The organism is Acetobacterium paludosum (assembly GCF_008086595.1).
Lineage (GTDB): Bacteria > Bacillota > Clostridia > Eubacteriales > Eubacteriaceae > Acetobacterium > Acetobacterium paludosum.
This window is the reverse complement of record NZ_RXYA01000001.1, coordinates 43,662-68,352: the sequence shown is the minus strand read 5'-3', so window position 1 is coordinate 68,352 and position 24,691 is coordinate 43,662. Positions and strand designations below refer to the sequence as shown.

21 protein-coding genes and 1 pseudogene are annotated in these 24,691 nt (G+C 42.9%); 3 read left to right on the top strand and 19 right to left on the bottom strand.

Features of this window, described 5'->3' with window-relative positions; translation table 11 throughout:
• Positions 1–11: 11 nt before the first annotated feature.
• The 8 genes from FZC41_RS00295 to FZC41_RS00260 form a co-directional block, all read right to left on the bottom strand.
• On the bottom strand, positions 12–620 hold the full coding sequence (locus FZC41_RS00295; RefSeq protein ID WP_148565395.1) for a sortase: 609 nt from the start codon (positions 618–620) through the stop codon (positions 12–14).
• Positions 607–1,653, bottom strand: coding sequence for a Cna B-type domain-containing protein (locus FZC41_RS00290; RefSeq protein WP_170253789.1), 1,047 nt, complete (start codon positions 1,651–1,653; stop codon positions 607–609). Before FZC41_RS00290 ends, FZC41_RS00295 begins: the two co-directional genes overlap by 14 nt.
• A gap of 2 nt (positions 1,654–1,655) precedes the next feature.
• Positions 1,656–2,486, bottom strand: coding sequence for a class C sortase (locus tag FZC41_RS00285; RefSeq protein ID WP_148565393.1), 831 nt, complete (start codon positions 2,484–2,486; stop codon positions 1,656–1,658).
• Positions 2,487–2,556: 70 nt separating this feature from the next.
• Positions 2,557–4,242: a SpaH/EbpB family LPXTG-anchored major pilin gene (locus FZC41_RS00280; RefSeq protein WP_148565392.1), complete on the bottom strand. Its 1,686-nt coding sequence runs from the start codon at positions 4,240–4,242 to the stop codon at positions 2,557–2,559.
• 62 nt (positions 4,243–4,304) lie between these two features.
• Complete coding sequence (locus tag FZC41_RS00275) at positions 4,305–6,713, bottom strand: LPXTG cell wall anchor domain-containing protein (RefSeq protein WP_148565391.1); 2,409 nt, start codon at positions 6,711–6,713, stop codon at positions 4,305–4,307.
• A gap of 33 nt (positions 6,714–6,746) precedes the next feature.
• Positions 6,747–7,334 carry a signal peptidase I gene (gene lepB, locus FZC41_RS00270; protein WP_205737042.1) on the bottom strand — a complete coding sequence of 196 codons (588 nt, stop codon included), beginning with the start codon at positions 7,332–7,334 and terminating at the stop codon, positions 6,747–6,749.
• Positions 7,327–7,779, bottom strand: coding sequence for a hypothetical protein (locus tag FZC41_RS17480; protein ID WP_205737041.1), 453 nt, complete (start codon positions 7,777–7,779; stop codon positions 7,327–7,329). The genes lepB and FZC41_RS17480 overlap by 8 nt, the downstream gene beginning before the upstream one ends.
• 311 nt (positions 7,780–8,090) lie before the next feature.
• Entirely contained in the window at positions 8,091–10,700 is a 2,610-nt protein-coding gene (locus tag FZC41_RS00260; protein ID WP_148565389.1) for a diguanylate cyclase domain-containing protein, read from the bottom strand.
• 887 nt (positions 10,701–11,587) lie between these two features.
• On the opposite strand from FZC41_RS00260, the gene FZC41_RS00255 reads away from it, so the two are divergent.
• Positions 11,588–11,836, top strand: coding sequence for a hypothetical protein (locus tag FZC41_RS00255; protein WP_148565388.1), 249 nt, complete (start codon positions 11,588–11,590; stop codon positions 11,834–11,836).
• 525 nt (positions 11,837–12,361) lie between these two features.
• On the opposite strand, the gene FZC41_RS00250 is transcribed toward FZC41_RS00255, so the two are convergent.
• The 6 genes from FZC41_RS00250 to FZC41_RS00225 all read right to left on the bottom strand — a co-directional run bounded on the left by FZC41_RS00250 (position 12,362) and on the right by FZC41_RS00225 (position 18,400).
• The gene (locus FZC41_RS00250) at positions 12,362–13,096 is read right to left on the bottom strand and encodes a phosphotransferase (RefSeq protein WP_338000845.1); all 735 of its coding nucleotides are present in this window, start codon (positions 13,094–13,096) and stop codon (positions 12,362–12,364) included.
• 88 nt (positions 13,097–13,184) lie between these two features.
• Complete coding sequence (locus FZC41_RS00245) at positions 13,185–14,198, bottom strand: alpha-hydroxy-acid oxidizing protein (protein WP_148565386.1); 1,014 nt, start codon at positions 14,196–14,198, stop codon at positions 13,185–13,187.
• 16 nt (positions 14,199–14,214) lie between these two features.
• Positions 14,215–14,685 (bottom strand): flavodoxin family protein, encoded by a 471-nt coding sequence (locus FZC41_RS00240; RefSeq protein WP_148565385.1) that lies wholly within the window; start codon positions 14,683–14,685, stop codon positions 14,215–14,217.
• A 311-nt stretch (positions 14,686–14,996) separates the two neighbouring features.
• Complete coding sequence (lysS, locus tag FZC41_RS00235) at positions 14,997–16,466, bottom strand: lysine--tRNA ligase (RefSeq protein ID WP_148565384.1); 1,470 nt, start codon at positions 16,464–16,466, stop codon at positions 14,997–14,999.
• A gap of 44 nt (positions 16,467–16,510) precedes the next feature.
• Positions 16,511–17,575, bottom strand: a complete 1,065-nt coding sequence (locus FZC41_RS00230) for an oxidoreductase (protein WP_148565383.1) — start codon at positions 17,573–17,575, stop codon at positions 16,511–16,513.
• 249 nt (positions 17,576–17,824) lie between these two features.
• A complete protein-coding gene (locus FZC41_RS00225; protein WP_148565382.1) occupies positions 17,825–18,400 on the bottom strand; it encodes a TetR/AcrR family transcriptional regulator in 576 nt (191 codons plus the stop codon).
• 231 nt (positions 18,401–18,631) lie between these two features.
• On the opposite strand from FZC41_RS00225, the gene FZC41_RS00220 reads away from it, so the two are divergent.
• Positions 18,632–19,024: a cupin domain-containing protein gene (locus FZC41_RS00220; protein WP_148565381.1), complete on the top strand. Its 393-nt coding sequence runs from the start codon at positions 18,632–18,634 to the stop codon at positions 19,022–19,024.
• A 62-nt stretch (positions 19,025–19,086) separates the two neighbouring features.
• Here the strand turns inward: FZC41_RS00220 and FZC41_RS00215 are convergent, their stop codons facing one another.
• Positions 19,087–19,338 carry a transposase gene (locus FZC41_RS00215; protein ID WP_311135817.1) on the bottom strand — a complete coding sequence of 84 codons (252 nt, stop codon included), beginning with the start codon at positions 19,336–19,338 and terminating at the stop codon, positions 19,087–19,089.
• A 40-nt stretch (positions 19,339–19,378) separates the two neighbouring features.
• Between FZC41_RS00215 and FZC41_RS17815 the strand changes: the two genes are divergently transcribed.
• A complete protein-coding gene (locus FZC41_RS17815) occupies positions 19,379–19,696 on the top strand; it encodes an EFR1 family ferrodoxin (RefSeq protein ID WP_205737044.1) in 318 nt (105 codons plus the stop codon).
• Here the strand turns inward: FZC41_RS17815 and FZC41_RS17760 are convergent.
• From FZC41_RS17760 to FZC41_RS00195, 4 genes and pseudogenes are all read right to left on the bottom strand, one after another.
• Positions 19,676–19,852 (bottom strand): annotated as a pseudogene (locus tag FZC41_RS17760) (undecaprenyl-diphosphate phosphatase); the annotation flags it as partial. The gene FZC41_RS17815 and the pseudogene FZC41_RS17760 sit on opposite strands and share 21 nt — an antisense overlap.
• A gap of 56 nt (positions 19,853–19,908) precedes the next feature.
• Positions 19,909–22,278 (bottom strand): ABC transporter permease, encoded by a 2,370-nt coding sequence (locus tag FZC41_RS00205; protein WP_170253788.1) that lies wholly within the window; start codon positions 22,276–22,278, stop codon positions 19,909–19,911.
• 2 nt (positions 22,279–22,280) lie between these two features.
• The gene (locus tag FZC41_RS00200) at positions 22,281–23,039 is read right to left on the bottom strand and encodes an ABC transporter ATP-binding protein (protein ID WP_148565378.1); all 759 of its coding nucleotides are present in this window, start codon (positions 23,037–23,039) and stop codon (positions 22,281–22,283) included.
• A gap of 298 nt (positions 23,040–23,337) precedes the next feature.
• On the bottom strand, positions 23,338–24,648 hold the full coding sequence (locus FZC41_RS00195; RefSeq protein WP_148565377.1) for a HAMP domain-containing sensor histidine kinase: 1,311 nt from the start codon (positions 24,646–24,648) through the stop codon (positions 23,338–23,340).
• Positions 24,649–24,691: the final 43 nt, after the last annotated feature.

Below are 24,691 nucleotides of genomic sequence, written 5' to 3'. Positions count from 1 at the left end.
TAAATTCTCCATCAAATTCTTTTGCATCTGACTGTGACACGATTTGTACCACCTGGCGTACAGGTAAAAAGTGTCAGATCCCAATTCCCGGATTCCATCTCCTCAACATCGGTTTTGGCCAACGTTTCAACACTTGCTACTGCATACCGATAAACATTCCCGGCAACATCCGTGAATTTCACGATATCGCCATTTCTAAGCTGATACAGTTTGCCGAAATGTTCCTGGTAGTTATGTCCGGCGATGATCATTGAATCATTCAGAAAGGAACCCCTATAGCGACAGGGCGAATAATTCAGAGCTGGATAGCTCCAGTCCTGCTGTACGGGTAGCGAAATATCAATAACGGGAATATCCAGAACCCCGATATAATCATGTTCATCAATATCCATTGCCTGCATCTCTGTAACTGTTGCTTCACTCTGGTCTGAAAGTTGATCGGATTGACTATTCGAATTCTGATAATCTGGTATTTGTTCCTGTAGTATGGTCACGGTCTGATCGCTTCTTGTTTCGGCCATCTTTTCCGTAATAATATTATAGCTGGTCAATCCTATTGCACCGGCTAGCAGAAGCAGTCCAATTGACATCATCAGAACACCGCGTTTATTCCTCATCATTTTCCTTATCCTGGTTGAAATATCTTCGCCATCCAAATCCAAAAATCACGATTCCGGATACCGCCATGAGCGATACCGGCCACCACAATAAGCCGGTCTGCGGAAGCGCCTTTGCGGTAATCTGTTTCTCACTGTTGATACTGTTCTTTGCATCACCATCCGATGCATCCGGGACCGTACTGGTTTGAACTGTACTGGTATTGGTAACGGTCAACGTCGTCTTGCCAGCGGTATTTTTAGCGGCATAGAGCACATCATACTTTTCGCTGACATTCCGCTCGATCACTGTCCAGTTGCAGTCGCCGCTCAGACCCGTCCACGTATGACGCCAATAGTCAGCGGCGGTCAGGTTTCGGCGTTCGTAGAGTTTTCCGTTGCATAAGAGATTGATCTCAATGCTAGCCGGTCGCATTTCGGTATGGCCGCCATCATTCCATGTTTTGACGACACTGACATCGACCTTGCTGTCCGCGTCCAGCGTACTCTGGACTGAGATCTTCGGTTTTGTTTTAAGATCATAGGCCAAACTACCGTTTCCCTGACGGTTAGGTAACGAAACAAGTGTCGGAACAGCGGTATAGGTTTTACCGTCAATTTTCACACTCTCCCCAACTACCAGATATAACCCATCAGACAATTTATTAAAATCAACAACGTGACTGCTGTCGGCCGTCGCTGATTCAATCGGCTGAATGTCATCCGGTGCGGTATAGGCTGCCAGTGTGTATGCAGTGGCACTCAATCCGGAGTCATCAAGATTTTTCAGATTGACCCGGTATTCTGCAAAATCGCCGCTGAGCGTGAAGCCAGTCACATTCGTTCCATCGGCAACACGATACAAATGAAAAACCATCTCGCCCACTGCATTGCCGCTGCTGGAACAGTCCAATGTCAGTGAACACGGCGTATTGTCATCAAACGCTGCCGCTGCCAGCACCGCGGGAGACATCGTAAATATCAATGCGGAGATCAAACAAAGGCTGATCAAAAACCGAACTGCCGTTTTTTTTCTGATTTTTATCTGATTGTCCATATTTACCATCCTTTCCGCTTTTTTTTCGCATTCGTATTGAAGAACAGCCAGACAAGCAACACTGCCAGCATTGGAACGGCTAAAACCGGCACCAGCAACAGTGGGTCAATTTCCACTGCATCGGCAGCTACTTCTGAAAGCTCGCTTTGATCCGATTCAACACGCACCCCCCGCACCAGCAACCGATGCGAGTTGATCCCGTAGGGCGTACACGTTACAAGCGTGCAATAGTCCATCCCGTCAACGATTTTCAGGTCTTTCGTGTCGGCTGGCTCAACCACGGTTATCTTGTCCACCTTGTAGACTAGATCCTGATCAAGTACATGCAGTTTGAAAATATCCCCTTCTTTGAGTTTGTTGAGGTTCGTAAACAATTTTGTAGATGGCAGGCCGCTGTGTCCGGAAAGAACACAGTGGGTGCTTGCTCCGCCTACCGGCAGCGAAGAACCCTCAATATGACCGACGCCTACCTGCATGACGGAATCATCGGTGCCGTGATAAATCGGCAGTTTCACGCCGATGGATTTGATTTCAATATAACCCATGATGCTGTTGCTAAGCGGGTTGAGCAGATTGTTATACTCTGTTTTGCGGTCTGCGGTTTCCAGAAAACGATCTGTAGACGAAAAAAGGCGAGCATTGTATTCGGTGGCATTTTGCCGGTAGTCCGAAAAATCCTCAGCCGTCAAATCGGACAATCCCTCCTCATAGCTGGCAATGGCACGGCTCTGGTGGAGAGAATTGACATAGTTGCTGACCGTTGGATAAAGCAGGAGCGAAAGACCGATCAAAAATACCGCGATCAGCATAATGGTGGGCAGATGTTTTTTCAAAGGTCTCTCTTTCCTCTGCACCACTGCGAAGCAAGCCCGGCAGCGGCGCAGCAATCAAAATTCACGATGCTTACTTAGCGGGAATGTTTTTTTTTCGGATGACAATCAGAACGGCTGCCGCGATCATCAGTGTTAAACCAACGCCCATAAAGATCCGGGTACCCATACCGCCGGTTTCAGGCAGGGTCGTCCCCGTCTGGTTGACGACTTGCAATCCAGTAGCGTCATTGATTTTAACAGCGGTCAACTGATCGCTGGTGGCATCTGGAACATGTCCGTCCACGTATGCCGACGTTCTATCGCCGGTGTTGTAGGTTGGAGCCACCGTCACGGTCACCGGCTCAAGCAGGCGATTGTAGCCGTTCGGTGCCGCTGTCTCAACCAGATAGTAGGTTCCCTGGTCCAGACCCTTGACGGCATAGTTTCCGGTTGTATCGCCAGTGAGGGCATTTGTGGTACCGCCAAGTGTATAGACGCCCGCACTGCCTGTAAATACCAATGCATTTGTCAGCTTAGTCGGGTCTGAAGCGGCTGCTTGTGCTTCTGTTTTGCTGGCAAAGACTGCGAATGTGGCACCAGCCAGTGCTTTGTTAGCAGCATCAGTCTTGCTTACCGGTAACGCGAAGGTATAGACGTCCACCTCGTCCTTGGGTGTCTGGCCCATACCTGCTGGATCGTTGGGGTTATTGCTGTAGGTCAGCAAAACCTCGGTGGGGTTCCCAACTTTGTTTGTATTACTGTTTATGGCTGCATCTTTGTCCAATTGGGCTGTATACTCCACCACGATATAGCCGTTATTGCTGACTCCTGTAGTAGATTTTAAATCGGTAAATTCAACGGTGAATCCGCTGGCGTTAGAGGCAGGTGTCAGTTTGTATTGGCTGGAATCTATCAGGGTCCCGCCTGCCCCGGTTGCTGTGCTGGTCTCAACCCCATACATTTCACCGGTATTGACAAAGTAAACTTTCACACTGTCTGCCTTGAAGGTTGAACCGGTTGAGATGGTATCGGTAATCTTGTAATTATAAGTACTAAAATTAGTCATATCCGGCACCAGGCTGACAATCCGGTAGGGAACGTCGCTTCCAATGCTGTAGTCGGCGGCATCGTTCCAGCTGTTTTTGTAAGTGCTGTCGTTATTCTCGAGAACCTTAAGTGCAATCGATGGTTTGTCGGTCTTTGCCGCAACGCTCACATCATCCAATACCTGAAGCATGTATTTCGTATAGGCGTTGTCAGCGGGATTATCAGTAAATGATTTCTCGTTGATAAAATAGTAGCCGTCTCCCAGACCGGTGATGTTGTAAGTGTATGAACCAGTAGAACCTGATGGAGTACCAGAACTAGTGGGTGTGCCATTAAGGTGCTTTGCTACAATCGCGGCAAAAGCGGTCGGGAAATTCGCATCGCCTTTTAAGCCGTCGATTGCTTTCGCTACATCGGCCGCCGTGTTGCAGTTTGTAAATTTAGTGCCGTAAGCGGTATCCGCTTTGAGGGCGGTAAGCAGTGCATTGCCATCTACGCCACTACCCCAGGTAATATTCGAGAGTACTTTTGTACTTTCTGCTGTTTCCGAATAGTCTCCTGCAAACACCTGATAGGCCTGATAGGTATGACCGTTGGTTTCTGAATTAATGGTCAAGGTGTGACCGGTTGCCGCCTGAACGGGGACCCCCAGCATGCCGATCAGCATGGTCAGGGTGCAAACAAGGCTCAAGGCCTTTTTCATTTTCTGCTTAAACAATTTCTTCATCATAATTCCCTTTCGTGTTTAAATTGATTTGGTTTTGCTGCTTGATTTGCCATCCCGGAACCGGCTTATCTTTTACTGGTTCCGGATGGCCTGGTTTTTCTATATCTATACAAAGCGGCCCCCATCAGGGTTAAACCGGCGATTGTGAACAGCCCTGTTCCCGCACCTCCGGTATTGGGCAGGGTGTAGATGATTTGGTTGGAGACGACAAATGTCCCGCTGTCGGTGCAGCTGTCGGCCGAATAGGTGGTCTGGTATTTACCGGTCACATCCACACCGCCTTTGGTAACGCCGGTTTCTACCACCGAATAGGTGTACCCGGTCGGCAGTTCACCCCAGCTTTTCGACCAGCCGGTGCTGCTGTTGAGTGTGACGGGATCACCGACGGCAGTTTTTGTCCCGTCACTGTCTGATGACCGGTAAAGCTGAAAGGTTGCCGCCATTCCAGTTAAGTCACTATCTTTAAGTGAAGCGCCGTCATTGCCGAGCCAGCTTTTATTGACCGTGACCGTTGCCCCATTGGACAGCCTACCGATGAAGTCATCGCGATGGCTCTCCGCATTGATATTGACATTTTTACCGATAATGGTGCCATTCAGATTCTGGTTGACATTGATGGTGGCATTTGGCGCGATGACCGTGCCATACATCCGGTTTGTTGTTATGGTGCCGTTGTAGTTTCCAAAATTCCAGATGATCCGACCATTAACAAAGTTTGTTACCTCATTTAAACTCTGCATGGCAGTGCCCACATACATCTCGCAGATCGGCAGGGAAAGTGTTGCTGGTGCATTAGAACAGTCCACATTAATGATGACGGTGCCATTATGACCGGACTGAAATCCTTTTATTCCAAAATAGCCATAAGAACTCAGATCACTTGCTGAAATATTATAGACGCCGACTTTATCGGGATCTGTCAGCATCAGGTAGCTATCGTTGCTATTCCCTCCGCTATTCAGATTGCTCTTAGTATTCACCGGTTTCATTTGGGCGATCGTCGAAGCGATTCCAGAAATCTGGATCTTCACTTGAGCAAGGTCGATAAAGGGTCGCGTCGACGAATCCGCATCCTGCCAGATGTTTTGGGGACGATCCAGTTTCGTGCCATTTACTGCAAATGAATTAGGATCATACGTCGTAACCTTATTGCCAGAGCCAAGTACTAGGACATGGTTGTTACTGGCGGCGCTTGTGGGGCTGACCGTCGTGTAATTCTGCACATAGCTGAGCTCGGAAGAAAGATTGTTGGTGCCAAAATTCACATTCGCCTTCAGTTGATTCGCCAATATATTGCCATTGGTATGACTATTCAGTGTCGCCGTGTTGAAAGCCACAATATGAAAGTTACCCGCTATCCCAAGGAGTTGGCTGGCATTGTAATAACTCGTCTGAGTAAAGGTGTCTGATGCATCATCAATTAGTTTATACTTGAGGGATGAACCTGTTGGTATTACTGGTGGTGTAACAATATACGCCGAAAAGCTGTCGGCCGTGAAGGTTATTGCTGATTCGCCGTTGAGGTCGGTTGTTTTAGCCGCAACCGCCTGCAGTTCCGGCGCTTTGCTGGCCGCCTCAACGACATGAAATACCTGAAGATTTTCTGCGGATGCCGTTGATGCCGCCGCATCTTCAATGGTCACCTTAACCGTGCTGCCTGCTTGGGGCTCTATTTCCTGTCCGTTTAAAAGAAAGCAAATATCATAGGCTGAAAACGCTGTGTTGTCGGCTGTTCCGAGGCTGTTCTGCAGCATCTGGAGATACTGCGCATAATGTTCCGGATCGTTTTGGGGCGTGATGCGCTTTACCGAAAGTTTTGCCTCATCGGGGATTGCCGCCGGATCCGACAGTACGGCGGTTACCTTAAGTCCGTTTTCCTCATAGGTGTACTCGGTGCGGGAGCTCGTCTTGGACTTTTCCGCCGTGACTGCTGTTACGGCGTTTGCCGTTGTTGTAGCTGAAGATACAGCAGCTGAACTTTCCACCGGAGTGGTTAATGCTACTGTCGCGGTATTATTCTCAGCTGTGACTGGTGCTGCAGTGCCCGTATTCTCAACCGGCGTAGCTGGTACTGTGCTACCCGTATTTTCCACCGGCGTGGCTGGTGTTGCGCTGCCCGTATTTTCCACTGGTGTGGCTGGTGCTGTGGCATCTGAACTTTCTGCCGGTTCAGCCGGCGTTTTAGGTGTCGTGCTATCTGCCGATTTTACTGACCCGGCAGAAGCGTCGCTGTTCATTGAGCTTCCGGTCTCCGCAGTAGTCTCGGTTGCCGGCGAATAGCTCGCATCGCTCTGGTTGAGTTCTTCAAGACCGCCGGCTGGCTCTTTTTCCAATGTCAAAGCCGGTAATGCCAGTGCATAAAATGTGCCGAGTATCACAATCAGCGAAAGCAATGACAGCATCACCCTGGTTTTCTTTTTTTTTCTTTTTTGCTGAATTAATGTCAGTGCCCGTTGCTGTATTTCTTTTTTCACAATAACTTCACCTCCCTTTTATGGCTGGATTTTTTAGTTAAACAGAGAAAACTTTGAAAGCGGCCAGAACCGAAATGCAACTTTGCCGATGATCTGTTCTTCTGCGACCGTCCCGATCATGCTGTCGCGGCTGTCTGATGATATCGAGCGGTGATCACCAAGCACGAACAAACGGTTGTCCGATACTTGATAAGGGAAGTCGACATCGCCGTTTCCAAGGCATTTGTCAAGAACATAGGGCTCGTTTTTCTTCTCCCCATTGACATATACATCGCCATCCTGATCAATGTTCACCCAGTCACCGCTAAATCCGATCACTCGTTTTATGAGAATCTTGTTATTATAGTCAAATGCCACCAGATCACCTCTATCAAATTCATTTGTTTTGATAACCAACACCAGTTCCCGTTCGTACAACACCGGTTCCATACTGTGTCCCTGAATTCTCATAACAGAGAAAAAATATGTGATGCAAATTATTGAAATCGCTACAACTACCGCCAGCGTTCCGATTATTCTAAGCAGCATTCTGCCGTTTCTGCGCTTATAACTTTCGCGTTCAAGCTCATTTCTCAATTGTTTAGAAGACGGTACAATCAAATCCTTCTCTGTTTCAATCACAGGTATCCTCATCTATTTGACCGCGACCTCTTGCTGCGTTGAACCATCTATTCATTTCCTGTTTATCCTCAAAGTTAGGGCCAACCCATTCGTTTATTGCATGCAAGTTACTGCCAGTTTTTTGTTGTTTTTCTGTCTCGATGGCAACGCACTTCTGACGGGTTTCCTGCATAAGAATAGCAGCATTTTTCTGAGCATTATTGTTCAACCTGCGGATATTTTCCAAATAAAGGTCCGCCGCTACTTGGGTGGCCTCAATAACACCACTAATTTTCAGCGCAGCTTCTGCAATGGAGCCGACTTCCTGCACGATGATGTTGCGTGTATTCAATTTTTCATTCAGCTGTTCTATTTGCTTATATAGCCTCTCATTTTCCTCTGAAATCAAGACCATCAACTCCAGCAGTTCTTTACGGCTTAATTTATGCAGTTCCTTAGCAGTCATTGCGTTCTCCTTTCATGTAATTTCAGCAGTCAGAAACCTATTTTCACATACGGCCACAATTCAATATGTTTGAATAACATTTTGAAAAACAGGGTATCGTTTAATACAGTCTTACACCATTATAAAGGGTGGGTGTTCCTGCTACATTTTAAACGCGTTCCACGAGTGTTCCTCAGAAAATATTTTTTGCCAGCATCAAAATCAGCACTCATCACGGTTACCGTTATTCATAAAAAAAAGCGGTCGTTATTAACGACTCGCCTGATTTCTTCTTCATTTTTTTGTATATTACCTTCAATTACATCCAGGTATTATTCCGGTTTAATGGTCATCTGTTCAAGCATAGAAAGAGTCGTCTCACCCCAGCTGTAATTGGACATGTAAGCCCCCATAAAAAGATGCTGGGATACCGGATATTCGGAAAGGTATTCATAGTAGTCACAATTGATTTTTTCTGTTACGATCCTTCGCAAACCATGTTTGTTCTCGATGATATCTTCAACATTGTATTTTGACAGAATATTATTCAGTCTCATTGCAACCTTCCGATAACGTGATTTAGTGGTTTTATCTGCCGGTTCGTCTTCCCAAAGATAACTGATCGCTTCATTTGCAGAAAGGAATCCACCCCGCCGATCAATAAGCAAGGCCAACAGTTCTTTTGCTTTTTCCAGATTGATTGGAACGGCCTGTCCATCAACAAAAAGTTCAAAGTAACCGAAAGCACGGATAAAAACGCGCTGTTTTTGTTTGGTTATCACATCGCAACTCGTTATCGTGAGCTTGTCAGATTGTTCTTTTCTATCCATTTCTGGTGAATAGAATACGTACTGCTGGCCATTATCTTTTATTGCTTTGCTTAATGCTTTGTCTGCTTTTTCATAAAGATCGCTGACAACTTCTGCATCCGTTGGGTAGATAGCGATGCCCATTGAAACGGTGAATGCGATCTCACCATCAATTTTCTGGGTCAGAGCATTGCTGACAATACGCATCTGTTCCTGAAAAACCGACTGATCGGAGATATCATAAATACAGAGTGCAAATTTATCTGCATAAAGACGAGCTGCACTCTCCTTGTGTATAGCTCTGAGGGTTACAGCCATATTCTCGATCAGCTTGTCACCAATGACGTGGCCAAGATTTTCGTTAATTTGTTTCATATTGTCGACATTGATCATTACAAAAGCTGCGGCCTTCTTATTTTTGTTTTCTTCAATATTAGCTCTCTGGATGACTTCGGTGAAGAACTCAAAAAATGCTGTTCTGTTAAGCAATCCCGTCAAAGTATCCCGTTTCACCTGTTCCATTAACCTCAGTTGAGATTTCTTTTTTTCATTGATGTCAACAACGTAAATAAATACAATCGAATGTTCGTCACAGTTGACTGCAGCAATCGTCATATAGTTGACTCCGACCCAATGATATCCGTCAAATTTACCGCTTAACGATCTGGCCCGGCAATCAAAGCTTATTTTTCTGTTTGTTGAATTTAAATTTCGTTTGATACTGTCCAAATTCAAGTGTTTTTCAATTGAGCGTTTATCTTCCGGATGCACGAGTTCTTTCAGATGCAACAAAAAATCAGAAATGGTTATATCTGCTGGTACTTCTGAAGGCACGACATCATTTTCTGATACGAAACGTTTTCCAGTTGTGATGTCGAATTTCATCGCAATCAAAGCCGCAGACATGAAAAATCGCTGAAACACAACTTCAGTATCTGTGGTGGCATTAAAGATCTTTTTTTCTTCTCTTTCAGCACAAATATGATCAGCACATCCTATAATAGAGTAAATGCGCCCTTTTTTGTCAGCTACACTGATATGTCTGGAATGCCACCAATGATAGCCTGTCCCATAGAAATCAGCAAAAAAATCGAAGGTGTTATCGTTACAGGTTGTTTTATAATTCAACATTACCTCCCTGAAAGGACCAGCGCTATCGGTATGAATTTTAGTGTCTTGCGGAAAATTTTCAAGGTAGTTTTCAATTCTGAAGTTTTGCAGCTCACCTTCTAAACGAATGGTATAAGCCAGGATGTCCGTAACCGGGAGGTAGTGAAAAGTAATGCCATTTTTGTTTTTACTCAGGCCGTGATAACGCTCATTCCAATACTTGTGCCGCTGATTGTTTTCTAACGCTTCAGTGATGTCCGAAAGCGTGACGTAACATAAAGGACATTCACCTTTACTGTCAATAATATTGCCGATATAACACATCCATACCCATAATTCATCTTTACCTCGTAAATTAATCTGTGCTTCAATCGTTTTTCCAGCAAGATAAAGTTCATAGAGTTCTGCCGGATACCGATTATAAACCTTGTTTAAATTGAATTCTGAAGGTATTATTTTGTCAGTTGTACTATCTTTATTTTCTGCTTCAATTGGGTAATCTGAAGTCTTTCGAACCCGATCGTCAATTACAAAAGGTCTGGTATTTTCATCAAATTCGTAGAAAGCAATTCCCAAGAGATTCTTGTTGACTTTAACTTGCAGCGACATATACGCTTTTCCTGGAATCTGATCGCTATTAACTTTTTCATTGACACCCATGAGAACGAGAATGAAACGCTTTGGTTTTTTCTTGTCATTAAATAAGAATTTTACTGAAACGCGTGTCCACGAATAGCTTCCGTCCATCATTTTAAAACGAAGAATCATCTTTTCACTGATCTCGTTATTTGTAGCTCTTATTAATGCATCATGTAGAGTCCTGAAATCATCCGGATGAACGCCACTTTTTGTATCAAGATTTTTAAGAAGCTCATTTTTATCGATTTGACTCATTGCATATTTTTGAAAAGAATAAGAAGAATAAAAACTGTCGGAAGTCAGATCCCATTCGACAATTGTGAACACATCAGTCGACCAATTTATTTTTGTTGATTTATCATCAGATAAATTAATGTTTTTCATAAAAACTCAAAAAACTCCTTTCCTTTTATACATCAATTATTTTAGTAGATCAATTTAAAAGTTAAACATCTTAGACTATCTGATTATACATTTACATATTAAACATTTTTTAAACAAATAATATTTGAATTATTACACCGTGGTAAAATTTTATTTTGTTAATATTTATTGTTGAAATTTTGCTAAAAATCATTAACTGTATTCAAAATATTATCCAATTATATATTTTGTCTGTTCCGCATCGATTTACATCATGTTCCACATGCGTTCCTGTATGCAAAACTTTTGCCAGAATTATAAACAGTGACATAGCCCTGTATGTTTATATCTTTTAATCTTAATTCACTAAAAATACAAAACGTTCCATATAATGTTACAAATGCAACCGACTGTCAGACCGGAGCGTTGTACAATCGACTCATCGAACAAATAAAAGAAATTGAAAGCCATTAAATGAATCTGGTTTTTAACGTGTTAGTGCCGGTTTGTTTGGGGTGATCAAACGATGATGCAAAACCATCGCCGATCAAATTTCTTTTGATTGGTGAATTTTTTCCATATTAAAAGAGTAACCTCGAAAACTAAACGCGAAGAAGCTTAAGAAATTGGCGAAACGGACTTGAAAAAGGACGATGATCTTTTTCATATCAATCTGACCTTTAAACTAATCACTTTGGGATTAAATTGAAAATGTTCTGTGCCGTTAAAAAAAGCTGAGCGTTTGGCTACTCAGCTTTTTGTTATTTTTACCTAGTAACATGTCCTACATTATCTCTCAAAGGATCATTATTCTCATTAGATCAAAATTTCTTCCATATATTTTTTTAATATCGGTTCAAAAGGGTATTCATTTATCAACAGACATCAACTTAGGGAGGTAAATGATAATGAATATTGATCAAGTCATCAAAAACCTGAAAAAAATTGACGGTTCCCGGGATATCTGGCGGGACATTATCAAAACATTCGAGGGATTCTCCTTTAACGGGGTGACTCAAGTCACCATCGAATCCCAGATCGATGATGAAATCGTCCAGGCCTTTATTGATACCGACGGATCACCGGTGATTGAAATCGCGCTGGATCAGTGGGCCGATGGCTCCTATGTAGTCATCGATGCCGCTCAGATCCGCTAAGCAACTTTTATCCAGAACTAAAAATCACACTGTCAATGGTTTTATCTTCTATTGACAACGTGATTTTTAGTTCTGATTATTTCTGAGAACTGGGGATCTCCGAAACGTCCCGATCCAGGGCACTGTCTCGGTATCCCTGAATCTCCTGTTTGACCCCGCCATACTCGTAGGGAATGCTCATTCCCGGCGCCACCTGATCGATGATCTCAGCCAGCCGTCCTTCAATACTGTCCCGCCAGTCTGAAAAGAGGCCCCTGCATTTGTTCCTGGCGCTCCAAAAGATGAGATCGCAAAATCTGCTGAAGTATTCTTTGACACTTACAAAGATTATCGGACTGCATTTTTTTGTTTACTTTGCTGATCCCACGTTCCATGAAACAATTTACCGATTAAGCCAAGAATATTATAAATAAGATATGAAACAAAACCAATTCTGACCAGACCGCTAAGAAAACAACCCTTGAAAAAGTCATATATTAAGTCTCATTTCCGGGAATTCAGGAGCACAGTGAGGCTAGTATAAATTTAATTGGAAAGATTATCCCTCACAAAAATCAATAATTTTTGCTGCTCTTTTTCCGGTATCCATTCACGCAATCTCGCTGCGGCTATCGGTATCTCCCATTTTTTTATCTCTTCCACCGAAATATTTGTTATTTTTAAATACTCTTTAAGATAGTCATTGTATACTTTTTTCTTCAATCGACTTAAAATAAGATTTGCTAAACGGGGAACCCTTGGGATTTCGCTAAAGTTTAGAATGATACCAGTACGTGCTACATCCGATAATCTATCACCCTTACAGGCCGTCATCCAGTCGATAATAATATATTTGCCGTTTGACAGCATGATATTATCTGGATGAAAATCGAAATGACAAAGCATGCTCCCGTCAGGCAGAGAATCCATATATTGGTATATTCTTTGCTTTTCAATATCAGAAAGTAGCGGAGTGCTATCGATATCCTGTTTTAGCTTCTCTTTCACCGTCGGTAGCTTAAAATCAATCGACTTTTGAATATTTACATGGCATTGCGCTAACACCTTAGAATATTTACCAAATTTCCACGGCTTTGTCACCATTTCTTTCAGCATGGTTTTTCCTGTTATTCGCTCATATACTGCACCAACTCGACTATCGATATGAACTATCTCAAAGGGTTTGGGCGTAACCTGCAATAGATCGTAAGCACTTTTTGTAGCATTAAACTCATTATTGCACAAAGTCTCCGGTAAACCATTGCGATATAGTTTTAGAATTTTGTCTGTTTCCCATTCCTATATCTCAGCAGTATTACCCTGTCCTAATAATAATCCCTTTTTTCCCATAATATTTACCCCCAATCAATTAATAGATGATTCGATCACTAATATCCTCTATCGTTTTACAACCGGTCAGAACCATCGCCGATTTTAGTTCGCTTTTTATGGTTTCGATGTAAAGTTTCACACCATCTGTCTGGCCACCGAAAGATGCGGTTACAAAGGGTCTTCCGATCAGAACCCCATCGGCTCCAAGAGCAAGCATTTTCAATACATCAATGCCATTTCTTATGCCCCCATCGGCAAGTATTGTCAGCTTTCCTTTTACCGCTTCGGCAATTTCAGGAAGGACATCGGCAACACCTGGCGTTTGATCAAGCACTCTTCCTCCATGATTTGAAACAACAATGGCACTGACTCCAGCCTCCAGGGCCAGCTCTGCTTCGTCCACCGTCATTATGCCCTTCAGAATAAACGGAAGCTGTGTGCTTTCAACAATTTGACTTATTTCTTCAACTGTTTTGGGTCCCACTGGTTTTCCGTGAAGGGCTAGCGTAATCAGTCCCGCGGCATCAATATCCATTCCAACTGCGTATGCACCGGCTGCTTCCGCCAACTTTATCTTTTTGATTACATTGCTATTTTCCCAAGGCTTGATGATAGCAATGCCACGTCCATCAAATTTCTTTAACTGTTCCAGATTTGTGGTTAAAAACGAGTCGACGGCCGTATCTCCGACCATTGGATAAATTCCGGCATCGACACATCCTTCGATGACCCACTGGATATATTCTTCTTCGGAAAACTTGCCGCCCATATTCAGGGTTGTCCCGGATACCGGTGCTGCAAATACAGGGACATCCATTCTTTTACCAAACAAGACGGTTGCTGTATCTGGATTTTTGGCATTGTGAATGACTCTCATATTTAGCTTATAGGCATCTAACGATTCAATATTTATTTTAAACGCTGCTCCTGTACCCTTACCACCCATGCCCGGAACCTGGCCGGCACAAGCTTTTCCGTTACAGATCGGACAGACTTTGCAGCTTCCCTTTAAATTCTCACGGGCATTTTTTTCAACTTCTTCATAGTTCATATTATCCTGCTCCTTTTTAAAGTGATTTTGCGATTTGATCAATGCAATCCGCAATCTCTTTTTCCCGATTTTTGCTCTTCCAACTGATGATATAAGAATTGTCCACTTTTGCGTTTTTCGCTTCAACCGCACTTCTGATCTGACGAATTGCTTTATTTCCTCCGGTAAATTTAGAAGCCATCTGCTTCGTCACAAAGCTGAAAACTTTCTTCCCGCTGAGGCTTGATACCTGTGTCAGATACGCTTTCATCACCCCTGACAAAGAGAATGCCCATACCGGACTCCCAAATATGATGACATCATAAACAGATACATCCGGAAGATTCCTGAATTCTATTGAATCTTTCGGCCCAGGATCGTCGCTCACCGGAATGACCCGATCAATCACAACATCCAGTCCCCTCTTGACAAGAACATCCCGCAATCTTTCAGCCACCGAAAATGTGTTATTCGTTTTCGAAAAAACAATGATTCCAATTTTCATCATAATCCTCCTCTTGCTTTTTTTATCATCTTCTCTGTCTATATACCATACCTCTTTTTATCCCGCTTTTCAAGCTTTGTTCCAAGAATCAATCCATAACGATTTTTTGAAGTTTGAGTTCAGCATTTTTTCTTCGATGCAGGCTCTTTTTTTCCTTTCAACTCATAAAAACCGCTTTGCAGAACTATCTGCAAAGCGGTTTTTATGAGTTGAAAGCTGGCACCCCTTCAGGGATTTGAACTCTGCTTATTTAATTCTAAGTACAATTTTGATTCTGGCAAACTGATTACGAATTAGGTGGTTACTTATGTTTTCTATAATTCTATCGGTCGCATGATTGGGAACATAATTAGATCTCTGATATTATTTTGCTCTGTCAGGATCTGGAGCACTCTGTCAATTCCCATACCCCATCCTGAAATCGGCGGCATACCATATTCCATCGCTGTGATATAATCCTTATCCATAATCATGGCTTCTTCATCGCCACCGGCTTTGAGTATTGATTGTTCCATAAGACGTTGATATTGCTGAACCGGATCTACCAATTCAGAATAAGCATTGATAACTTCTGCACCATTGATGATTAATTGGAACCGGTCAACAATTTCTGGATTGTCATCATTTGCTCTTGCTAATGGCGACAGTTCAGTTGGATGTCCAATTAGAAATGTCGGATCAATAATCTTTGGTCGACTTACTTTTTTATATAACAAATCGATCAAATTTCCTTTTCCTAAAAGATTAATATTTGTTTCTAATTCAAGTTTGATTCCATGCTTTTTTATCTCATTTAGCAGCATTTCAGCCGTTTTTGTCTGATTGATATCAATTCCGCAATCCTGATAAATGAGGTCTCTAAACGTGATCACATCCCACTTTCCCGCAAAATCAACAACCTTGTCATTGATCTGAATTTGCGCCTTACCAAATAATTTTGTGATAACCTGTGTCAGCATAGTTTGTAGAAATACCATATTATCTTGATAGTTATAATATGCGCAGTAACCTTCCAACATGGTAAAATCCTGCAAATGCGTAGTGTCCATCCCTTCATTTCGAAAACACCTTGCAAACTCAAATACCTTTGTAAAACCACCAACAATTGCCCGTTTTAAATAAGTTTCAGGTGCAATTCTTAAATAGACATCCATATCGAGAGCATTATGATGCGAAATAAACGGTCTTGCTGTTGCGCCCGACGGATGATCAATAATTACCGGCGTTTCAATTTCCAGGTAACCATCATCCTCTAAAAATCTTCTAACTTCTTTAATAAAATTATATTTTAACAAAAACCGGTCTTTTGTATCCTGATTCATAATTAAATCAAGATATCTCTGTCGATAACACATTTCTACGTCCGTAACCCCATGGAATTTTTCTGGTAAAGACTTCAATGCTTTTCCTAAAAAATAGATCTGGTTGGCTCTAATTGTTTTTTCACCTGTCTGGGTCGTAAACACATCACCTTCCACGCCAAGAAAATCTCCGATATCAAACCCCTTTTTAAAAAATGTATAGCTGTCATCTCCTACAGAATCCTTCTTTATGGCGATTTGCAGCTTTCCGCATATATCTGAAATGGTCACAAAAGACAGCTTCCCCATCTTTCTAATAAAGGTGATCCGTCCTGCCACCTTAACATTTTCAACGCCATCGTCCAAAATCCCTGCTTCGGATAACTCATGGGTTTTTGCAAATCGCTCCGGATATGGGTTGGTACACGTCTGAACATATTCAAGTTTTTGCTTTCTTGCCAGTTCTAGTTCATTTGCACTCATTGTATCCCTCCATTATTTAATAAAACCTATTATGAATATCAAAATTATTTCTTGTTTTTTTCAAAGACTATTTTCCCAGGACACTTATCCGGTTCAACAAAGAGTTTACACATTTTGCAATGCAAACACTTTCCAGTATCCTTTTTCTCTATGGCATCCTTCATCCAATTAGAATTTACAATAAAACCTCTTCCAATATCAACCATGTCAACCTCAGTTTTTATCAAAATATCTTCTGCCATTTCAGGGGATATTATTCCATTTGCAGCAAAAACAGGTATATGAACTGATTTTTTTATCATTTCTGCAGCATAAATAATATCAATAAATGAATAGTTTGCTGGAACAAAGGCTTCCTGTTCCTTGCTAAATCCGTATGACACATCGATAAAATCAATTCCGCCCTGCTCAAGTTTAACAGCATTTTGAATCGCATCTTTCAGTGTCGGTTCAAAACCGCCTAATCTTATTCCAATGACAAAGTCAGGTGAAGTACGTTCGCAAATGCTTTTCAGGATTTCCATAGCAAATTTTTCTGGATATTTTCCATAATCATCATTTCTAGTATTGACTTTTTTATTAAAAAATTGGCATATTAAATATTCATGACATCCATGAAGTTCAATTCCATCATATCCTGCTTTAAATGCTCTGACACCAGCTTCTACAAAATCAGTCTGAATTTCCTGGATTTCTGCTAAAGTCATTTCTTTTCCGATTCTGATATTTCCGTCTGGCAGGGCATAGCTGTATTTACTCGGACACAAAGGCTGTTCATTGATTCCGACTACTCCGGCATGATGCAATTGTACAAATATGGCACATCCCTCAGCATGTACCGTATCAACAATCTTTTTTAATCCTTTAATTTGAGCATCATTCCAAATTCCCAGTTGACGATCCATGAGACGACCGTTTATATTGACACATGTTGCTTCCTGTATAATGAGTCCCGGCAATCCTTTTGCGATTTTTCGATAGTGCTCAATCGTTCCCAATTCAACAATTCCGGTGTCAGGTTCGCTGAATCTTGTAACCATCGGTGGAACACAAATCCGATTACGTATCTCAATATTTTTTAGCTTAAACGGCGTGAATATTTTTTCCATTTTTATAAATTTCCTTGTACAAAAATTTGGATTAATAAAGGCAACCCATAATCCAAAGGGGTAGCTTCTAGAATAATGCATATCAGCTAAAAATTGCAATATTCTAGAAGCACCCACTGATCTCATTACCGGTCAAAATAAAACCAAGCAATGACGCAATCTAGTATTAGACCGTCCTACATAATTTTATGTCTACAAAATCACTAATCTTCAAAAAATCCGAATTAGTGATTTGCAATGCTTATCGTATTAAGCATTTGCCTTTAATATTACGCTGATTTGTTTCGCCACCGCAAGTAATGGCGACCCATTTTTCATTGTTAAAGATAGTACTATTCCGCCTTCAATCATTGATTGGATGACCATACTTAATTCACAGGCTTTTTCTTTGTCAAACCCTGCTATGATCAATTTTTCTAAATAGATACTTTCAAAAGATATAAAAGCCGATTCACAGGCTTTTCTCAGGCTTTCATTGGACGCAAATGTCTCTAATGCCAATAAGCTAATCGAAAAATCTTCAATCTTCTTTTCTTTAGTAATGAATGCCGCTATTTTTTCAATCTGAAATTTAATCGCTTCGCCAGGATCTGAAAACTGATCTAAGGTGTTTTTTATGTCCAGTTGGATCGTTTGGCTTGCTAATTTTATTGCTTCAAGCGCTAATTCTTCTTTTCCATTTGGGAAATGATAATAAAAGGAGCCTCTAGGAGCTCCACTTTTTTTTAAAATTTCATTTAACCCAGTTGCATGATACCCTTGTAATTGAAATAGCATCGATGCCGTTTTAATAAATCGCTCCCGTGTATCCGATTTATTATCCATAAACTAGTTACCTCTTTCCAAAAATCAATAATTATGACGATCGGTCTACATGTGAATAGTATATCATATATTGCTAAATGTCAATGATTAATTAAAACTCGCTTAATTCTTTATGACCCACTTATGATAATGTCATAGTGAACTACTTTTGATTATGTTCCAAACTCGAAAGTTAGTGTATGATGTAACCTCAGAAAATAAGTATCAACTATAATTGGAAGAGGTATTATAATGAGCAAATCAGAAACTTTCGCAAAATTTGACAATGGTCAATTTGTGATTCCCAACTGTAAAAGAGAATTCGGTGATATTCCATGGACAAAGCATCCCAAATTTGAGGGAGTCGAACTAAATCACCTTGTCACCGCTCAGGATACGGACGGGCAGTTCAGCTATGACCTTGTCCAGATTGCTCCGAATAAAAGCATCAAGAATCATACTCACGAAAAACAGCTGGAAACACATCAAGTAGTCGGCGGTTCCGAAACATGCATAAACGCAGGAACTCGTATTGAGTATGAAACCGGCATAATCTCTATAATGCCGGCCGGCATCGAACACGCAGTCACTGCCGGTGCCGATGGTCTTTATCTGTTCGCCAAGTTTTTTTCGGCCTCCTGCTGACTGATCCACCATGATGTCAGCAGCATAATGCATCCAGGAGACCTTATGTTTCGTTCTTCAATTTATTCACCGCTGCCACCCGGTTCACTTTTAAACCGATCCTGGAATAAATGGCCGCTTCGATTGCATTTCCAGTTATACCAATAGACATAACTGGCTCCAATTCGTTTGAAAATGGGACCTAAGTCTTCTTTTCCTTCTTTTACCAACAAATGAACGTGATTGGTCATCAAACAATATCCATATATTTCATACCCACTGATCTCCTGGTAATCCTTTATTGTATCTAAAAATTTTTGATAGTCTTCAAAGATGATCTGTTGATTGATCCCTCTTAAGTTGAGTTCATACTGAATACATCAAAAGGGAATTCTCAGGTTTGTTACCCCAATTACGGGATATGCTTATCGAAAGGCCAATCATACTAAAAAGTTTTTTGCTACACAAGAATGCAATGGTTGTAAACAGTGTGAAAGCAGTTGTCCATGCAATACAATAAAAATGATCGATGGAAAACCAATGTGGATTGGGGAATGCACATTTTGTCTAAAATGTATTAATGGATGCAAGCAATCAGCCATTCAGTATGGTAAATTCACTGCGCAGAGGGACCGGTATCAATATGCTGAAAATTTTTATAATGCTTCTATGTCAAACCCAGAAACTGATTAGGATAATACTTCCAAGTATGATTCGGTACCATCCAAAAATGTTAAAGGCATGGGTTTTAATATAGCCCATCAGTAACCGGATCACAAACATCGAAGTAATAAAAGCGGTGACCATACCAGTACATAAAACAGCTAGTTCTGTTCCAGAAAACTTGAATCATATCTCCGAATTTCAATTTAACAATCACTGCCGGAACACTGGCGATTGCTATTTTAATCCACACCCTCTTCAAACATTCTGCAGGGGCTGATTTTCCGGATACTGTTTGCCACAATCAATACCGTCGCCAGTCCCAGCATGCTGATTCCGAGGATTGTGAGCAGCACCAAGCCGGGATCCACATAGAATTCACAGTTCAATATCCCATTGGCTGCCAGCATCAGTGCCATCAAGGGATTGGTTGCAAAATAACCGGCGACAGCCCCCAGTGCCGAAGCCCCGATAATCACCGGCATTTGACTGATCAGGATCTGTCCAATCAGCTGGTTGGAGGTAAAGCCCAGGGCTTTGGAAACCCCCAGCCGGGTCCGCTCTCGCAAAATCCGCACCCGGATCACCAGAAACATAACGAACACAATAATCACGGCAATAATCCCCAAACATCCCGTCACCACAATTTTAATAGATGCTTCAAACGAATCCAGCATCATTTCAATGGACTCAAAATAACTGGCCGTCTGAATATTCTGATTCGCGTACTGATTGTTGATTCGGGTCACAAAACTTTTCGTATTCTCACCGTCTACCAGATAAATCATCAGATTCTTTTCCTGATAGACGGGCATCAGTTTTTTCATGCCTGCCGTTGTAATGGCGGCGCCCCTTCCGAGCATATTGAACTGCTGGGTTACCCCCACCACCAGAAATTCCCGGGTTGTTCCATTATAGTCAATGGACACCGTATCCCCCATCTGAGCGCCCAGCTTGTTCAGCACGATGCTAGTGAGGGCAATTTCATTATCATTCACCGGCATTCTTCCCTTCACACAAGTATCCACCTTCAACCGGCTGTAATCTTCGGTGATCCGTGTACTGGCACCGCTTTCTTTTTTATCGTATTTGATCACTCCGTCAAAAGAATCCAGCTTAACGGTATCTTCCACTCCCGGCATTGCGGCAATTTCATCGAATATCGTTTCTTCATTTTCCGTCGCTGTCACCTGAACCTCGGCTGTTTCCAGACCGATCAGTTTAATCATGGCGCTCTTGTCCACTGCAAAATTGTAATAGGCGGCAAAAGAAAATACGGTAACCAGACTCAGCATCATGATGATGAGTCCTGCGATCAGATTCTGCCGTTTATTGAAAACCAGTGATTTATAACCCATTGCCATATTCAGGCTGAGTTTCGTCCGCTCCAGAGGCGCTCTGTTTTTTCCGAAATGATGGGTTTCGATGCCGTTTCGCAAGGCTGCCAGCGGCGTAATTTTTTTGATTTTAAAGGCGCTGAAATAAGAAATTCCCAGTACCGAAATCATAATCACCGCCAGACTGATCAGCACGGTCCGGGGATAAATTCCAGTCGTCCAGCGAAGACCAATCGATGACGATACCACGTTGGTGATTACCGGTGAGATCAGCACCGACGCGCCCAGTCCCATTGCAAAACCGACTGCCGTAATCATCAGATATTCCACTAGAATTGAACCGAGAATCTGCCCGGAAGTGTATCCCATCGCTTCCAGGGCGCCAATATTTTTGATGTTGTTTTCGATATGCGTGGTGGTTGAAAATTTAATGACAATGGCGGCAATGGCCAGAATGATGATGGAGAAAGCCACCAGAACCGCCATAATGATATTAATGAACACAGCCACCCCGATCTTCATGGTTCCATAACTGAGGGTGGCATAACTGCCGGTCCGCTCCGGCCAGACAGTCTTCAGGTCTTTTGTAAATTGGGATTCAAAAGCTTCCGTATTATCAATGTCATCGGTGATGACCGCGCTGTAGCTGCATTTTGATCCATATACCGGCTGATTCATCAATTCATCAAACTGCCTGTCCCCCACATATAACTTATACATGCTCACATTAGAGGGACTGGCAAACATCAGGTCTTCATAGAAGCCGGCGATCTCCAGTTCGGTGGTATTATCATCGACCATAAATTTCAGGGTATCGCCGGTTTTATAGCCGTTGGCGATCTTTAAAACGTAGGGGACAATCACCCCATTTTCCGGTATCTGAGCGGCCTCATCAATGATGGTCACCCGGGAAATATCGCGCGGGGTCTCGCGATTCAGAAAGAGCGTGGAAAGGCTGTACGCTTCTTCCCCGGTATCCACATTCTGATATTTGGAAGACATCGACATCAGTCCCTCTTCCCTTTCACTGCTGACATAGCTGTCAATGGATTCATAGATCTGATCAATCGCCGCATCATGGCTGCCATCGGTGATGGAAATAAAATGAGCGCCGTTTGTCTCGGCATTTTTCCCATCGATAAAGGTGTCCAGATTTGACAGCACACTGATTCCCACATAGAGAAAGATGGTGGCGATGGCAATGAGGATGATCAGCGTGGCGGTGGCGACCTTGGCCTTCCTGATATTGTTTGTTGCAATCATCAAAATCTTCATGACTACCATCCCATTCTTTCCAGGAATTCCCGAAGGATTTTATGCCGTTTGGGATCATCCTTGACATAGCTTCCCAGCTTGAGCTCATCGATGATGACCCCATCTTTCAGATACAGGATGCGGTTGGCCCGTCTGGCGGTTTTGATGTCATGCGTCACCATGATGATGCTCTGGCCCGAGGCATTGACCTCAGTCATCACATCCAGCACATTGATGGCATTGGTCGAATTGAGGGCCCCGGTGGGTTCATCCGCAAAGACGATTTCCGGCGCATTGATCAGCGCTCTGACGATGGCCACCCGCTGGGCTTCCCCGCCTGAAAGCTGGGAAGGATATTTTTGATAACAGACCTCGGTCATGCCCACCTGATGCAGCAGTTCTTTGGCCCGTGCCGCAATGGCCTTTTTATCCCGGCTCACCAGAAGACCAGAGATGATGATATTATCCAACACACTCATGGTTTCATTGAGATAAATCTGCTGAAACACAAATCCGCAATGCTTTCTTCGGAATACCGCCAGCCGATCGTTGGAATATTTTGAAATCTCTTCGCCTTTGAAATCGATCTTTCCCAAGGTGGGCTTGTCCATCCCGGACAGGGCATAAAGCAGCGTGGATTTACCCGAACCCGAGCTCCCCATGATGACGGTGAAGTCCCCTGCTTTGATATCGATATTGAGATTTTTTAAAACATGCTGCATGATGCTGCCGTTTGAATAAGTTTTACTGAGCATTTCTGCCTTCAGAATGGTGTTCTCCATTGTATTTCCTCCCGTTTAACTGAGTTGATCATTATCACGATGATAAAAGACCATGGCCAGCTTTTGCTTTCCATGGTCCTATTATAGCGCACACTTTCTTAACGGATCTTTTTCCAACCCTTATCAAATTCTTATCTATTTCTTAATTGCATCATACGCAACCAGCAATTATTGCTTTACGATCAGTTTCCACAACCAATTTTGTAACGTGTAGGCGAACAGTTCGGAGAACTGTCCGCCGTACAGTGTAGAAATTGGTTCGTGCGAAACTGGTTGTAAAGCTCACGGCAGTTCGGCTTTAGACCACTTTGATGCGCAGTTCCACGACGAACCCACCCTCATTGTAACAGCGGATGCTTCCGCCCATGCCTTCCATAAACTGTCTGGCCAGGTAGAGCCCCAGCCCGGAGCCCGGTGTGTTCTGAACCGCCTCGCCGGAACCCCGAAAAAACTTTTCACACACCAGCGGCCATTCGTCGGGATTCACGCCGTCACCATCATCTCTGATCTTTACTTTTAGATATTTTTCAGTCTGATCCAGATCAAACCAGATATCAATATCGGTTCCCGCATACTTGTCGGAATTGCTGATGATATTGTCGATCACCTGGCCCAGCCGCAGCGGATCACAGCTGATCAGGCACTCGGCCAAGTCATTTTTGAAGCGGATTTTCCCGAAATTGTCCATCTCCTTAAACATCTGAATGATCACGGTGCTGGGCTGTTCGCTCACATTGACCTTGAGCATTTCCAGTTCTTCCAGGGTGGCGTGAAACAGATTGCTGATCAGGGCATCAATGACGTCGGCTTTGGAATGGATCACCGCGATTTTTTCCATGCTTTCGGCGATGGTCGTTTCCGCTGCCTCCCCCGCCTGAGCATCAAATTTCACACCGCCAAGCTTCACCTTCAGCAATTCACAGATGGCTTTGATGGTAGCCACCGGTGTCTTGATATCATGGGACAGTTCAGCCACCAGCTCTTTCTTGCTGATGTTGGCTTCGTACTCGCCCTGCCGGGCTTTTCTGAGTTCCTCCCGCATGAGATCAAAACTCTCGGTAAATGCGCCAAAATAATTGCCCCGATCCATGGGCAGCCTGAACTCCAAATCACCGTCGGCAATTTTTTGGGCAAACTGTTTCATGATCCCGAATGGCCTGAGAATAGAGAAATGTACCATCCCCAAAACCACATCAACCATGATCAGCACCATCAGAAAGACAACCGTAATCATGGTCAGCAGATTATTTTTCATCATTTCTTCTTCACTGCCATCCGTCAGAAAGATGACCTTGCCCAGCACTTCCGCCTGCCCATCCGCCGAAACAGAAGTCAAATCCATGATGGTATGACGATTCCTGATGCCTTCAAACAGCAGTGACTGATAGTTTTCGTCCGTGACAAGCGTGATCTGGTAAGCCATGCCGCCATTCGCACCTGTTTTTTCGGTATCGCCGTTTGCCCAATCTTTTTCGATGGTTTTGACAACGCGGTTAATCTGTGTGACATCCACAGAATTGATATGGGTGGCATTAATATAGTAAAACAACACCGTATAGCTGGCAACGAGCAGTAATGTAAAGATGATGATGAGTCTTTTTATTTTCATGAATTATCCTCAATTGCAGAATCCTGTTTTCAACCGATGAGTT

What these genes read in the sequence shown, in the direction of transcription:
- FZC41_RS00295 (WP_148565395.1), bottom strand. Translation starts at nt 620, where the DNA reads ATGATGAGGAATAAACGCGGTGTTCTGATGATGTCAATTGGACTGCTT.
- FZC41_RS00245 (WP_148565386.1), bottom strand. Translation starts at nt 14,198, where the DNA reads ATGAACTATGAAGAAGTTGAAAAAAATGCCCGTGAGAATTTAAAGGGA.
- lysS (WP_148565384.1), bottom strand. Translation starts at nt 16,466, where the DNA reads ATGAGTGCAAATGAACTAGAACTGGCAAGAAAGCAAAAACTTGAATAT.
- FZC41_RS00220 (WP_148565381.1), top strand. Translation starts at nt 18,632, where the DNA reads ATGAGCAAATCAGAAACTTTCGCAAAATTTGACAATGGTCAATTTGTG.
- FZC41_RS00230 (WP_148565383.1), bottom strand. Translation starts at nt 17,575, where the DNA reads ATGGAAAAAATATTCACGCCGTTTAAGCTAAAAAATATTGAGATACGT.
- FZC41_RS00200 (WP_148565378.1), bottom strand. Translation starts at nt 23,039, where the DNA reads ATGGAGAACACCATTCTGAAGGCAGAAATGCTCAGTAAAACTTATTCA.
- FZC41_RS00260 (WP_148565389.1), bottom strand. Translation starts at nt 10,700, where the DNA reads ATGAAAAACATTAATTTATCTGATGATAAATCAACAAAAATAAATTGG.
- FZC41_RS00290 (WP_170253789.1), bottom strand. Translation starts at nt 1,653, where the DNA reads ATGGACAATCAGATAAAAATCAGAAAAAAAACGGCAGTTCGGTTTTTG.
- FZC41_RS00280 (WP_148565392.1), bottom strand. Translation starts at nt 4,242, where the DNA reads ATGATGAAGAAATTGTTTAAGCAGAAAATGAAAAAGGCCTTGAGCCTT.
- FZC41_RS00255 (WP_148565388.1), top strand. Translation starts at nt 11,588, where the DNA reads ATGAATATTGATCAAGTCATCAAAAACCTGAAAAAAATTGACGGTTCC.
- FZC41_RS00240 (WP_148565385.1), bottom strand. Translation starts at nt 14,685, where the DNA reads ATGATGAAAATTGGAATCATTGTTTTTTCGAAAACGAATAACACATTT.
- FZC41_RS00195 (WP_148565377.1), bottom strand. Translation starts at nt 24,648, where the DNA reads ATGAAAATAAAAAGACTCATCATCATCTTTACATTACTGCTCGTTGCC.
- FZC41_RS00225 (WP_148565382.1), bottom strand. Translation starts at nt 18,400, where the DNA reads ATGGATAATAAATCGGATACACGGGAGCGATTTATTAAAACGGCATCG.
- FZC41_RS17480 (WP_205737041.1), bottom strand. Translation starts at nt 7,779, where the DNA reads ATGACTGCTAAGGAACTGCATAAATTAAGCCGTAAAGAACTGCTGGAG.
- FZC41_RS00205 (WP_170253788.1), bottom strand. Translation starts at nt 22,278, where the DNA reads ATGAAGATTTTGATGATTGCAACAAACAATATCAGGAAGGCCAAGGTC.